Raw genomic sequence first — 13,556 nt, 5'->3', positions numbered from 1 at the left:
GTCGGATCACATCCGGGGGACGCCGCCATGTTGAACCGCAGAACCCTACTCACCACGGCGCTTCTCGCGGCAGCCACATCGGCAACGCGCGCGCAGGCGGATGGCGGCATGAGCCGGATCTCCGCTTACGCATTCTCGTTCCCCGCTTTGTCCGGCGACGACATTCGGCTGGCCGCGTTCACTGGCAAGCCCGTGCTGGTCGTGAACACCGCTTCGCTGTGCGGCTACACCCCGCAATATGCCGGGCTGCAGGAGCTCTGGAGCGAGTTTCGCGAGCGCGGGCTCACCGTGATCGGCGTGCCCTCCAACGATTTCGGCGGCCAGGAGCCCGGTGGCACCAGCGAGATCTCGGAAACTGCGCACCACCAATACGGCGTTACCTTCCCCATCACCGCCAAGGCCGTCGTGGTCGGGGCGAAGGCGCATCCCTTCTACAAATGGGCGGCCGAGGCACGGCCGAAGGAGGTTCCTAAGTGGAACTTCCACAAATACCTGATCGGCCGCGACGGCTACATCGCCGAGGTCTTTCCGTCAGCTGTCGAGCCTGCCGACACACGCATGAAGACGGCAATCGCCCGGGCCTTGGCTGACAGTTGAGGCCCCTCGCTCAACAGGCTTGGGCACAATTGGGACGAAGAGCCAAACAGCCGTTGCAATGGCGATGGAGCACCATCTAGGCTAGGATGATCAGGGGCAGGATAGGTTTTGCCAGAGGCGAAAAGCCGCGGCGGAACAACGGGATCAATCTCGAGGACAACACCATGCGTGTGGCGGCAGGACTGATTTTGGCAAGCGCGATGTCTGTTGCGCTGACAGGCGCGGCTTGGTCGCAGACCCCGGCGGCGAAACCCGCGGCCGCCACCCAGGCCGCCCCCGCGGCAGCACCAGCCGCTGCTCCGGCACCTGCTGCAGCCGCAGCGCCCGCGCCGCAGGCCGCTGCCTTCCCGCCGCCGCCGCAACAGGCGCCGCAGCCGGCACGCGCGGCCTGCAACAATCCGGACGCGCTGGGCGTCGCCCGCACCGTGGAGATCGACACGACAGGCGGTCCCGGCTTCGGCTTCGAGCATTTCAAGGAGCTCGACTTCCTGCGCGACAAGGAGGTCGTCCTGACCTTCGACGACGGTCCCTGGCCGCATAACACGGCCGCCGTGCTGAAGGCGCTCGCCGACCAGTGCACCACCGGCATCTTCTTCTCGATCGGCAAGCACGCCACCTACGAGCCGGAGATCCTGAAGCAGGTCTACGCGGCCGGCCACGTCGTCGGCACCCACACTTGGTCGCACGCCAACCTCAACAACAAGAAGCTGAACGAGGCGCAGCGCAAGGAGGAGATCGAGAAGGGCATCAGCGCCGTGAAATGGGCGCTCGGCGGCATCTCGCCCGCAGCGTTCTTCCGCTTCCCGGCGCTGCAACATCCGCCGGAGATGGTCACCTATCTCGGCAACCGCAACGTCGCGATCTTCTCCTGCGATATCGACTCCTTCGACTTCAAGGCCTCGAAGCCCGAGAAGGTGATCGAGACCGTGATGAAGGGGCTCGAGAAGAAGGGCAAGGGCATCATCCTGATGCACGACTTCCAGAAGCACACGGCGGAAGCCCTGCCCGAGCTTCTGAACCGTCTCAAGGCCGGCGGCTACAAGGTGGTGGCGATGCGCGCCAAGGCGCCGGTCGCCTCGCTCCCCGAATACGACCAGGACCTGATGAAGGACGTCAAGCTGCCGACGGTGAGCACGCGTCCGGTCAATTCCGTGGTGACGACCGTTTCCGAATAGAAGTCGCTTGTCCTTCCATTTCGAAGGTTATGTCATCGTCTCGGCGGACGGCATGCTTGCCGACGCCAGCCGCGTCATGCCCGACAGCCTGAAGTTCGAAGGCGACAAGCTGTTCTTCGAGCAGGCGCTCGACGGCGCGGCGCTGATCGTGCACGGCCGTAACTCGCATGAGCAGCAGCAAAATTCGCCCAAGCGCAAGCGGCTGATCACCACCCGCAAGATCAAGGCCCTCACCGTCGATCCGGAGATGCCGAACGCGACGCTGTGGAATCCGGATCATGCAAGCTTCGAGGAGGCTTGCGCCTTTGCGGATGTCGCCTCGGGGCGGATCGCAATCATCGGCGGCCCCGTCGTGTTCGACCTGTTCATGGAACGCTTCGACACGTTCTGGCTGTCGGAAGCCCCGCATGTGCGGCTGCCCGGCGGCGAAGGCTGTTTTGTGGGCGTGCCGGAGCGGACACCGCACGAAGTGCTGGCGTCGCATGGGATGAAGCCGGGCACGCCCTACATGCTCGATGCGGCGCATGGAGTGACCGTCACGCCGTGGCGGCCGGCGACCTAAAACGTGCAAAACAACCCCATGCACTGTACCGGTGTCCAGATACCTACATGCAACGCATGGGCTTGCAACGCATAACGCCTACTGCGCGGCGGGCCGGGTCGGCTTGGATTTCTCGAGCTCAGCCCGCACGTTCCGGAGGACGCCGGTCCAATCTCCGGGCTGAATCTGCCGGAATTGCCGCAAGCTCGGATACCAGGGGCTGTCGTCGCGGTTCAGCAGCCACCGCCAGCATCGATCGAAGCGATTGAGCAGCCAGACCGGGCGGCCAAGCGCGCCCGCGAGATGCGCCACCCCTGTGTCGACACTGATGACCAGATCCAGGGCTTCGATCAGCCCTGCGGTTTCACCGAAGTCGCGAAGATCGTCAGTCCAATCATGCAAGCACAGACCCGGCGGCGGCGACTGGCTGGCCGCCGCTCCTTTCTGCAGAGACACGAAACTCACCCCCGGCAGATCCGCGAGCTCCGAAAATCGTTCGAGCGGAATGGAGCGGCGGCGGTCGCCGCTCATGGTCTGATTGCCGGCCCAGACGAGGCCGACCCGCAGGCCATCGAGCTGCCCGACGCGCTGGCGCCAGGCCGCCACGCGTTGCGGATCGGCCCGGAGATAGGATGCCTCTCGCGGGATGGTGTCGAGCGTGGTGCCAAGGACCCGCGGCAGGCTCAACAGCGGACAATGCAGATCGAATGGCGGCAGCGGGTCACCACGGGCGACGATACTCTCGATTCCCGGCAGCCCCGCCAGGAGCGGCAGCAGTGGCCGCTGAACCTCGAGAACGACCCGCCGCCCCGCCGCAATGGCCGGCACGAAGCGACAGAACTGGAGCGTGTCGCCCAGGCCCTGCTCGGCATGCAGCAGCAGGACGCGATCGCCGATAGCGCCTCCATCCCAGAGAGGCAGGCGGAAGCCGCGCAGATGCGGCTTTTTCGTCTCCTGCTTCCATCGCCACTCATATTCCCGCCATCCTTCGTCGAACTGGCCGGCCAGCAACAGCGTGATCCCAAGGTTGAAATGCGCGTCGGCATAATCCGGCCTGTGCGACACCGCCGTTCGTAAACTCTGAATGGCTTCATCAGGGCGCCCAAGATCGTACAGCAGGGTGCCGAGATTGTTGAGCGCCTCCGGCCAGGCCGGATTGCGATCGAGAGCTGCCCGATAGCAAGACTCCGCGTCGTGGAAACGCCCGGACTCGCGAAGCGCGTTGCCCAGGATCAGTTGCGCCGGAACATAGTCCGGCTTCAGACGCAAAGCGTGCCTGCAGCATGCTTCCGCCTCTTCCGGCCGCCCCCGCAGACGCAGCAAGTCGCCGAGATTGTTCAAGGCCTCGGGGAAATCCGGCCTGAGTTTGCAGGCTTCGCGAAGATTGACCTCGGCCTCGTCGAGGCGCCCCAATTTGATGAGAAGACCGCCAAGATTATTATGGGCCTCCGCAAATCCCGGGTTGAGGCGCAGCGCCTCGCGATAGCAACGCTCGCATTCCTCGAAGGCGGCGAGATCGAACAGCACGGCCCCAAGATTGCAATGGGCCTCCGCAAAATCCGGTCTGTGCCGCAGCACCTGCCGAAACTCGCTGATCGCATCATCAAATTGCTTCCGTCTCACCAGCAGATTGGCGAGATGGAAACGCGCATCGACCTGAGCGCGAACTGCGGCGAGGTCGAGGCCAACGGGATGTCGCAACACGAGCCGGTACTGGGCCTCCTCGCTCGCGACGTCTCCGCATTCACCCAGCAGGAGACCAAGCTGAACGTGCGTATCCAGATTGCCGGGCTGATGCAGCAGCGCTTCCCGGTAGCTCGCGATGGCCTCGCCCCTGCGCCCGAGAGCGCGCAGAGCGACAGCCATGTTGCTGTGATAGACGCTGTTACGTGGCTGGAGCTTGACGGCACGGATGAAGAGATCGAGCGCCCTGTCGGGGTGACCGGTCTGGAGCGAAGCAACTCCCAGGAGGAACACAGCGTCCGCGTGATCCGGCTGGGACGCCAGAATTTGCCGATAAATCGCCTCTGCCTGCGGCAGGCGGCCTGCGCGATGGTGCGCGAGACCGGCCTCGAGCGATACAGCAACTGACGAAGCTTCGGCATACATGACGAGGGGGCCCTATCATCGATGCGATGACTCGCTCCCGATCATCCTGCAGCAACGACCTTGCGCGAAGCTGGGTACACCGCGAGGGCCAGACCTACACGTCCCCGTAGGCGGTCTCGGCCGAGCGCGTGGCGCGGCCATAGCCCATGATCATGAAGAGTGCGCCGATGATCGAGAGATTCTTCAGCGCGTCGACCAGCATCTTGGCGTTGTCAGGCGCCGGCTGATCCCAGAAATCGTAGAACAGGACGGTCGACGCCACCATGTAGATGATCATCAGCATCGCAAAGAAGCGCGCGCCGAAATTCAGCGCGATCATCAGCCCCGCAATGATCTCGAGCCCGCCGAGCGCGATCGCCAGGAGTTGCGGCGTGGTCATCGCGGTCGCCGTCTCGACCTGCTTGGCATAGGGCGCGATCACGTCAGGCACCACGACCTTGGTGGCGATGAAATCAGCGGTCGCCTGGATGGCAAAGAGCTTGGTCGCGCCCGTGTAGATGAACAGCACGGCGAACAGGATTCGCCCGAAAGTCACGAACGCTGGCATGGTCGGCCTCTTGGCTCAGGCTTTTGAGATCGGCGTCTTGACGAGAGTACCGAGCGATTATGATGAGTTGTGCGCCGGTTTACAAACGGGGAAATGGCGAACTGTTTTGAAAAGATCGAGGTGTGGATGCGCCGGAGGTGTGCTCCCTCGCCCCGCTTGCGGGGAGAGGGTTGGGGTGAGGGGGAGCCTCCGCAAGGTCGGTAGCAGTTGGACTCGCGGAGGCTCCCCCTCACCCGGATCGCATCTTACGATGCGATCCGACCTCTCCCCGCAAGCGGGGCGAGGTGAAGAACCGCCGCCTTACGTAAACAGCGTCGGCTGCTGCCTTGCGGCGCGCTCCTGCGCTTCGACCACGGCGACCGCCGTCATGTTGAGGATACCGCGCGCGGTCACCGACGGGGTGAGGATATGCGCCGGCCGCGCCGGGCCGATCAGGATCGGGCCGACAGGCAGCGCGTCCGCCAGCGACTTGATCATCTGATAGGCGACGTTGGCGGTGTCCAGCGTCGGCATGATCATGATGTTGGCCTCGCCCTCCAGCTTGGAGTGCGGCAGCACCATTTTTCGCGCAGCGGCGGAGAGCGCGGTGTCGCCCTGCATCTCGCCGTCGGCCTCGATCTCCGGATGCTTCTCCTTCAGCAACTGGGTTGCACGGCGCATCTTGCGCGAGGAGTCGGTGTCGTAGCTGCCGAAATCGGAGTGCGAGACGAAGGCGATCTTCGGCTTGATGTTGAAGCGCTGGACATGGACCGCCGCCAGCGAAGCTATCTCGGCGAGCTCTTCCGCGCTCGGATTGGGGCGCACCTGCGTGTCGGCGATGAAGAAGGCACCCTTGCTGGTGATCAGCAGCGCGAGCGCGGCATAGTCGCCGACGCCAGCCTGGAAGCCGACGATTTCGCGGACATGACGCAGATGATGCATGTAGCGGCCTTCGACGCCGCAAAGCATGGCGTCCGCCTCCCCGCGCGTGACCGCAAGCGCCGCGATCACCGTGTTGTTGGTGCGCACCACCGTGCGCGCCGCATCCGGTGTCACGCCGCGGCGGCCGGCGACCTCGACATAAGACTGGACATAGGAGCGATAGCGCGGATCGTCCTCGGGATTGACGAGGTCGAAATCCTTGCCCGCCTTGATCAACAAGCCGAAGCGCTTGATGCGCGCCTCCACCACCGACGGACGGCCGACCAGGATCGGCCGCGCCAGATTCTCCTCCAGCACGACCTGGGTCGCGCGCAGCACGCGCTCGTCCTCGCCTTCGGCGTAGATCACACGCACCGGCTGGGTCTTGGCCTTGGCGAACATCGGCTTCATGACGAGGCCGGAGCGGAAGGCGAAGCGCTCGAGCAGCGCGGTGTATTCGTCGAAATTGGTGATCTGCCGCGTCGCGACGCCGGACTCCATCGCAGCCTTGGCCACAGCGGGGGCGATGCGCAAGATCAACCGCGGATCAAAGGGACTCGGGATCAGCGAGCCCGGGCCAAAGCCCTGCGTCTCGCCGGTGTCAAAGCCCTGCGACACCGCATCCGACGGCGCCTCGCGCGCGAGCTGCGCGATGGCCTCGACGGCGGCGTGCTTCATCTCCTCGTTGATGGCGCTGGCACCGACATCGAGCGCGCCGCGGAAGATGAAGGGAAAGCAGAGGACGTTGTTGACCTGGTTCGGGTAGTCGGAGCGGCCGGTGCAGATCATCGCGTCGGGGCGCACCTTGCGCGCCTCCTCGGGCATGATCTCAGGCGTCGGGTTGGCGAGCGCCATGATCAGGGGCTTGTCGCCCATCGCCTTGCACATCTCGGGCTTGAGCACGCCGGGCGCGGACAGGCCGATGAAGATGTCGGCGCCGCCAATGACGTCGCCAAGCGTGCGCTTGTCGGTCTTCTGCACATAGACCGCCTTCCAGCGGTCCATCGTGGTGTTGCGGCCTTCGTAAACGAGGCCGTCGATGTCGCAGACCCAGATGTTCTTGCGCTGCGCACCCATCGACACCAGCAGGTTCAGCGTCGCGATCGCCGCGGCCCCCGCCCCCGACGCCACGATCTTGACGTCCGACAGCTTCTTCCCGTTCAGGCGCAGGCCATTGGTGATGGCGGCGGCGACGATGATCGCAGTGCCGTGCTGGTCGTCATGGAAGACCGGGATCTTCATGCGCTCTTTCAGCTGCGCCTCGATCTCGAAACATTCCGGCCCGCGGATGTCTTCCAGATTGATGCCGCCGAAGGTGGGCTCGAGCGCCGCCACGGTCTCGACCACGCGCTCGATGGTGTCGGCGGCGATCTCGATGTCGAACACGTCGATGCCGGCGAATTTCTTGAACAGGACCGCCTTGCCTTCCATCACCGGCTTGGACGCCAGCGGGCCGATATTGCCGAGGCCAAGCACCGCGGTGCCGTTGGAGACCACTGCGACCAGATTGGCGCGGGCCGTCAGCGTTGCGGCCTCCGACGGGTTCTTGGCGATCTCGGTGCAGGCAGCCGCCACCCCCGGCGAGTAGGCGAGCGCGAGGTCGCGCTGGTTCGCAAGCGGCTTTGTTGCCTGGATCTCGAGCTTTCCGGGGCGCGGCAGACGGTGATAGGCCAGCGCCGCTTGGTGGAGATCATCAGAATAGGACGACATGCGGTCTCTGCCTCGCGTTACCGGCCTCAAAATGCATCATCCGGAGCAGCCTTCCAAGCGGACGGTATTTCCGGGTCATGGAAACGGGATCAAGCACGGCGGGCGCCCCGGTGGCAACATCCGATTGCGGCCCCATCAACAGGGCGCACGGTCAAATGTTTGACAGCGCTAGCTTTCCCTGGACCGCGCGACGTTTCCCGAATATGGCAGCTTGCGCAGCGCACAACGAGCAACTGGAGCTGGGAATGAAGCGAATCCTGATCGGCCTGGTCGCAGTCGCGGTGCTCGCCACCGGCGGATGGTTCGGCTTCAGCCTCTACGCAAAACATCGCGTCACCGCCGAGATCGAGACGGCCTTCGAGCAGATCCGCAGCAGCGGCGGCAAGGCCAGCCACGGCAAGATCGGGTTCGATCTGCCGAGCCGCACCCTCACGATCGAGGACCTCGCCGTCGATCCCGGCCAGCAGTCGCAAATGCATATCAAGATCGCCAGCGTCAGGGCGACCGGCGTGCGCCAAGGCGACGAGGGCCAGTTTTCTGCCGATGCAATCGAGGTCTCGGGCATCGAGTTTGCGATCGACAGCACCATCGGCCCGTCGCAGATGAAGGCCGGCTACAGAGTCCCGCAAGCCACGATACGGGATTACAGCGGGGCGATCAGGGCCCGGGCCTTGCCGCCATCAAATGCCATCACCGATCTCTATCGGTTCGGTCTCGAACAGTTCAGCAGCGTCTCGGCGTCCTCAATTGAGGTGCCGACGATTGCCGTCACCGTCGCCAGCAAGCCCGATACCGCCAAGCCCGAAAGTGGCGATCTCACCTATTCGGGTCTGGTGATGAAAAACCTCAGGCACGGCAGGGTCGAGGCGACCAAGGCGGATCGGATCACCTTCGCGTTCAAGACGATGCAGCCGGGCAAGCCCGGCCAGCTGACGGGAGAGCTGTCGAACCTGACGATGAGCGATTTCGATGCCACCGGCCTGCTCGCCGCGTTCGATCCGCAAAAGGCGAATGACGACAGCACTCATCAGCTCTACAGGCAGGTTTCGGCGGGACCTTACACGGTGACGTCCGGCGAAGTCCGCCTTCAGGTCGACGGCTTCTCCGTCGACGATATCGGGGTGCAGCCGTCGAAATTCCGGCTGGCCGAGATGCTTGCCATGCTGCCCCAGGACCCGTCGGCGCCGCCGACGCCGGCTCAGGCGCGCGAGATGATGGAGAAGCTCGCCGACTTCTATGAAGGCCTCCGCATCGGCAAAATCGAGATCGGCAAGACCTCGATCACGACGCCGCAAGGAACCGGCAGCATCAATGTGGTCAGGTACAAGGACGGCGAATTCGCAGTCGAGGGCGTCGACACGCCGTCCCCGCAAGGGCAGTTCAAGATGGAGCGCTTCGCGCTGAAGTCCTTCAGCACGACGAACCTGGTGCGGTGGGCAGCAAGCCTCACTACGCCCGGGCGGGCGCCCTCACCGGATCAGATGCTGGGCCTGTTCGGCGTGCTCGCAGGTGCGGAGGTCAAGGGCGTCACTGCGCCGTTCAAGACCACGAAGAAGCTGGTCACGATCGACACGCTGAGCCTGGACTGGGGGCAGCTGGTCGGCTCGATTCCGAGCAAGGCGCATGTGGTTGCCAAATTTGTCACGCCCACCGATCCATCCGATCCGAAGCAGCTTGCATTGATCGCCAGCGGCATCGACAAGCTCGCGATCGACCTCGATCTCGGCGCGGCCTGGACCGAGTCGGCCAACAGCTTCGCTCTGGCGCCGGCGACGCTCGACATCGGAGGCATCGCCAAGGCGCAATTACATGTGGCTCTCGGCAACGTGCCGCGTGAGATATTTTCAACCGATCCCGCGCAGCTCATGGGCCACGCGGCCCGGATCGAGGCCGGCGCGCTCGAGCTCTCACTGCGCGACAATGGCGGCGTCGATCTCGTCGTGACGCAGTTCGCGCGCATGCAAAGTGTCAGCCGCGACGCCGCACGCCAGGCGCTCGTGGAGAGCATCAAGGCCAAGCGCGAGCAGATTGCTTCCGCCAATCCGGATGCGGACGCGGCCGTGGACGCGATCGCCCGCTTCGTCGAGACGCCGGGTCAGACGCTGTCCATCAAGCTCACCCCGCGCGCCAAGGCGCCGCTGATGCAATTGATGCAGCTCCTGCAAACCGATCCACAGAGCGCGCTGGCGCAGTTCAGGATCGAGGCGTCGACGGGGTTGTAGGGCTACGGCGGCGGTGCGCTCCCTCGCCCCGTTCTTACGGGGAGAGGGTTGGGGTGAGGGGCTGCTTCCGCAATCACTCTGTCATAGAGGCCGCGGGCCTCTCCGCGTCATTGCGAGCGCAGCGAAGCAATCCAGAGTCTTTCCGCGGAGGGATTCTGGATTGCTTCGCTGCGCTCGCAATGACGACGTTGAAAAACCTAATGTGATATCGGCCTGGCCGACTCGTGGAGAGCCCCCTCACCCGCCTCGCATCTTCGATGCGATGCGGCCTCTCCCCGCATGCGGGGAGAGGCAAAGCAAGATCACTTCTGCGGCAGGTTCACCCGCACATGCAGCTCGCGGAGCTGCTTGGTGGTGGCGTCCGACGGTGCGCCCATCAGCAAGTCCATGGCCTGCTGGTTCATCGGGAACAGCGAGATCTCGCGCAGATTGTTGGTGCCGCACAAGAGCATCACGATGCGGTCGACGCCGGCGGCCATGCCGCCATGCGGCGGCGCGCCGTACTGGAAGGCGCGGTACATGCCGCCGAAGCGGTCGACCACTTCCTGCTCGCCGTAGCCTGCGATCTCGAACGCCTTCACCATGGCTTCCGGCACGTGGTTGCGAATGCCGCCCGAGGCGATCTCGTAGCCGTTGCAGGTGATGTCGTACTGGAACGCCTTGATGGTCAGGGGGTCCTGGCCCTTCAACGCGTCAAGACCACCCTGCGGCATCGAGAACGGGTTGTGCGAGAAGTCGACCTTCTTGTCGTCCTCGTTGTACTCGTACATCGGGAAATCGACGATCCAGGCGAGCTCGAACCGCTCCTTGTCGGTGAGGTTCAACTCCTCGCCGACCTTGTTGCGGGCGAGGCCTGAGAACTTCCAGAACTTGTCGGGATCGCCGGCAACGAAGAAGGCGGCATCGCCCTCCTTGGTGCCGATCTGCGCGCGGATCGCTGCCGTCCGCTCCGGCCCGATGTTGTTCGCCAGGGGACCAGCGCCCTCGCCGCCCTCGCGCCACATGATGTAGCCGAGGCCGGGCTGGCCCTCACCTTGCGCCCAGGAGTTCATGCGGTCGCAGAAGGCGCGGCTGCCGCCGCTAGGTGCCGGGATCGCCCAGACCTGGTTCTTGGGGTCTTCGAGCATGCGCGCGAACACCTTGAAGCCGGAGCCGCGGAAATGCTCGGAGACGTCCTGCATCTCGATGGGGTTGCGCAGGTCGGGCTTGTCGCTGCCGTATTTGCGCAGCGCCTCGGCAAACGGAATCCGGCGCCAGTTCTTGCTCACCGGCTTGCCCTTGGCGAACTCTTCGAACACGCCGGTGATGACGGGCTCCATCGCCGCGAAGACGTCTTCCTGAGTCACAAAACTCATCTCGACGTCGAGCTGATAGAACTCGCCCGGCAAGCGATCGGCGCGCGGGTCCTCGTCGCGGAAGCATGGCGCGATCTGGAAGTAGCGGTCGAAGCCCGACATCATCAGCAGCTGCTTGTACTGCTGCGGCGCCTGCGGCAGCGCGTAGAACTTGCCCGGATGAATGCGCGAGGGCACCAGGAAGTCGCGCGCGCCTTCCGGAGAGGATGCGGTCAGGATCGGCGTGTTGAACTCGAAGAAGCCCTGCCCCTCCATGCGCCGGCGCATCGACTTGATGATCTCGACGCGCGTCATGATGTTCTGGTGCAGCTTTTCGCGGCGCAGGTCCAGGAAGCGGTACTTCAGGCGGATGTCCTCAGGGTATTCCTGGTCGCCGAACACCGGCAGCGGCAGGTCGCCGGCGGGGCCCAGCACCTCGATCTCGCTGACATAGATCTCGATCTTGCCGGTCGGCAGATCGTCATTGTCGGTGCCCTCGGGGCGGCGGCGGACCTTGCCGTCCATCTTGACCACGAATTCCGAGCGCAGCTTTTCGGCCAGCGCGAACGCCGGCGAGTCCGGGTCGACCACGCACTGGGTCAGGCCGTAATGGTCGCGCAGGTCGATGAACAGCACGCCGCCATGGTCGCGCACGCGATGGACCCAGCCCGAGAGGCGAATGGTCTCGCCGATGTTGCTCTCGCGGAGCGCGCCGCATGTATGTGACCGGTAGCGATGCATGGTCGTCCCAAAATGATGTCTGAGGAAGCGAATCGGACGACTGAGCCAGCCGGTCCGACGTTGCGGCAGGGTTTACCCGACGAGGCCGGAGGCGGCAACCAAGGGAACGGGCAGTTTTGGGCTCGAAGTGCCCATTTTTGGCCAATCTGGGCCCGAGCCTTTGCCATCAGGCGTTCGAGGCCTATCTTGAGGCCATGACAGTCCATTTTCCCTTCCAGAACTCGTATTCCGCACTGCCGGACAGCTTCTTTGCCCGCGTTGCGCCGACCCCCGTTGCCGCGCCCCGGCTGATCAAGCTGAACCGGCCGCTGGCGGTCCAGCTCGGGCTCGATCCCGATATGCTGGAGACCCCGGAGGGCGCCGAAATCCTGGCCGGAAAGACGGTTCCAGCGGGTGCCGACCCGATCGCCATGGCCTATGCCGGACACCAGTTTGGGCAATTCGTGCCCCAGCTCGGCGACGGTCGGGCGATCCTGCTCGGCGAGGTCATCGACAAGGACGGCATCCGCCGCGACATCCAGCTCAAGGGCTCGGGTCCCACCCCGTTCTCCCGCCGCGGCGATGGCCGCGCCGCGCTCGGGCCGGTCTTGCGCGAGTACATCGTCAGCGAAGCGATGTTCGCACTCGGCATCCCGACCACGCGCTCGCTCGCCGCCGTCATCACCGGTGAGCCCGTGATCCGCGAGACTGTGCTGCCTGGCGCGGTGCTGACACGCGTCGCTGCGAGCCATATCCGGGTCGGCACGTTCCAGTTCTTCGCGGTCCGCCGCGACACCGACGCGATTCGCCGGCTCGCCGATCACGTCATCGCCCGCCACTATCCAGACCTGCTTCGCGCCGAGCGGCCCTATCACGCGCTGCTCGCGGGCGTCGTCGCGCGCCAGGCTGGGCTGGTCGCGCGCTGGCTGCTGGTCGGCTTCATCCACGGCGTGATGAACACCGACAACTCATCGATATCAGGCGAGACCATCGATTACGGCCCCTGCGCCTTCATGGACGCCTACAATCCTGCGCAGGTGTTTTCCTCGATCGACGAGATGGGCCGCTATGCCTATGCCAACCAGCCCCGCATTGCGCTGTGGAATCTGACCCGGCTCGCCGAATGCCTGCTGCCGCTGTTCGGAGACGAGCAGGAGAAGGCGGTCGCGGAAGCCCAGGACATTCTCGGCGCCTTCAGCGAGACATTCAGCGCGGCCTATCAAGTGGGGCTCCGCAAGAAGGTCGGCCTGTTCACGGAGCGCGACGGCGACGAGGCCCTGATCCAGGACCTGCTGGATGCCATGGCCAAGAACCAGGCCGACTTCACCCTCACCTTCCGCAAGCTCGGTGATGCCGCGGTTGATGACGGTGCCGACGTGCGCGCGCAGTTCACGGAGCCCGCAGCCTTCGACGAGTGGGCCGGACGCTGGCGCCAGCGCACCGCGCTGGAGCCGCAGAGCCCGGCCGAGCGGCAGGCCGCGATGCACGCCGTCAACCCGATCTTCATCCCGCGCAACCACCGCGTCGAGGCCGTGATCCAGGCCGCGGTGAATGACGACGACTACGCGCCGTTCGAGGAATTGGTGAAGGTGCTGGCAAAGCCTTATCAGGACCAGCCGGAGTACGCGGCCTACGCCGATCCGCCGCTGCCGGACCAGCGGGTGTTGCAGACGTTTTGCGGGACGTGAGGCGCGTCCCACC

9 protein-coding genes and 1 pseudogene are annotated in these 13,556 nt (G+C 64.7%); 5 read left to right on the top strand and 5 right to left on the bottom strand.

Annotation, left to right across the window (positions count from 1 at the left end):
* The first annotated feature begins 27 nt into the window (after positions 1 to 27).
* The 3 genes from ACLFLU_RS20110 (at position 28) to ACLFLU_RS20100 (ending at position 2,334) form a co-directional block, all read left to right on the top strand.
* Entirely contained in the window at positions 28 to 597 is a 570-nt protein-coding gene (locus tag ACLFLU_RS20110) for a glutathione peroxidase (protein ID WP_426413879.1), read from the top strand.
* 164 nt (positions 598 to 761) lie between these two features.
* Complete coding sequence (locus tag ACLFLU_RS20105; RefSeq protein WP_426413878.1) at positions 762 to 1,772, top strand: polysaccharide deacetylase family protein; 1,011 nt, start codon at positions 762 to 764, stop codon at positions 1,770 to 1,772.
* 7 nt (positions 1,773 to 1,779) lie between these two features.
* Entirely contained in the window at positions 1,780 to 2,334 is a 555-nt protein-coding gene (locus ACLFLU_RS20100; RefSeq protein ID WP_426413877.1) for a dihydrofolate reductase, read from the top strand.
* Positions 2,335 to 2,412: 78 nt separating this feature from the next.
* Here ACLFLU_RS20100 and ACLFLU_RS20095 read toward each other — a convergent pair whose 3' ends face one another.
* The 4 genes and pseudogenes from ACLFLU_RS20095 to ACLFLU_RS20080 form a co-directional block, all read right to left on the bottom strand.
* On the bottom strand, positions 2,413 to 3,840 hold the full coding sequence (locus tag ACLFLU_RS20095; RefSeq protein WP_426414034.1) for a tetratricopeptide repeat protein: 1,428 nt from the start codon (positions 3,838 to 3,840) through the stop codon (positions 2,413 to 2,415).
* A gap of 42 nt (positions 3,841 to 3,882) precedes the next feature.
* A pseudogene (locus ACLFLU_RS20090) lies at positions 3,883 to 4,422 on the bottom strand (tetratricopeptide repeat protein); the annotation flags it as partial.
* Positions 4,423 to 4,516: 94 nt separating this feature from the next.
* Positions 4,517 to 4,969 carry a DoxX family protein gene (locus ACLFLU_RS20085; RefSeq protein ID WP_426413876.1) on the bottom strand — a complete coding sequence of 151 codons (453 nt, stop codon included), beginning with the start codon at positions 4,967 to 4,969 and terminating at the stop codon, positions 4,517 to 4,519.
* 300 nt (positions 4,970 to 5,269) lie between these two features.
* Positions 5,270 to 7,579, bottom strand: a complete 2,310-nt coding sequence (locus ACLFLU_RS20080; protein ID WP_426413875.1) for an NADP-dependent malic enzyme — start codon at positions 7,577 to 7,579, stop codon at positions 5,270 to 5,272.
* Between the two features lie 245 nt (positions 7,580 to 7,824).
* Between ACLFLU_RS20080 and ACLFLU_RS20075 the strand changes: the two genes are divergently transcribed.
* Positions 7,825 to 9,801, top strand: coding sequence for a hypothetical protein (locus ACLFLU_RS20075; RefSeq protein ID WP_426413874.1), 1,977 nt, complete (start codon positions 7,825 to 7,827; stop codon positions 9,799 to 9,801).
* A 302-nt stretch (positions 9,802 to 10,103) separates the two neighbouring features.
* On the opposite strand, the gene aspS is transcribed toward ACLFLU_RS20075, so the two are convergent.
* Positions 10,104 to 11,876, bottom strand: a complete 1,773-nt coding sequence (gene aspS, locus ACLFLU_RS20070; protein ID WP_426413873.1) for an aspartate--tRNA ligase — start codon at positions 11,874 to 11,876, stop codon at positions 10,104 to 10,106.
* A 194-nt stretch (positions 11,877 to 12,070) separates the two neighbouring features.
* Here aspS and ACLFLU_RS20065 point away from each other — a divergent pair, with 194 nt between their 5' ends.
* On the top strand, positions 12,071 to 13,543 hold the full coding sequence (locus ACLFLU_RS20065; RefSeq protein ID WP_426413872.1) for a protein adenylyltransferase SelO: 1,473 nt from the start codon (positions 12,071 to 12,073) through the stop codon (positions 13,541 to 13,543).
* Positions 13,544 to 13,556: the final 13 nt, after the last annotated feature.

It is taken from the genome of Bradyrhizobium ganzhouense, from assembly GCF_049949285.1.
Classification (GTDB): Bacteria; Pseudomonadota; Alphaproteobacteria; order Rhizobiales; family Xanthobacteraceae; genus Bradyrhizobium; species Bradyrhizobium ganzhouense.
This window is presented reverse-complemented; position numbering and strand designations above follow the sequence as displayed.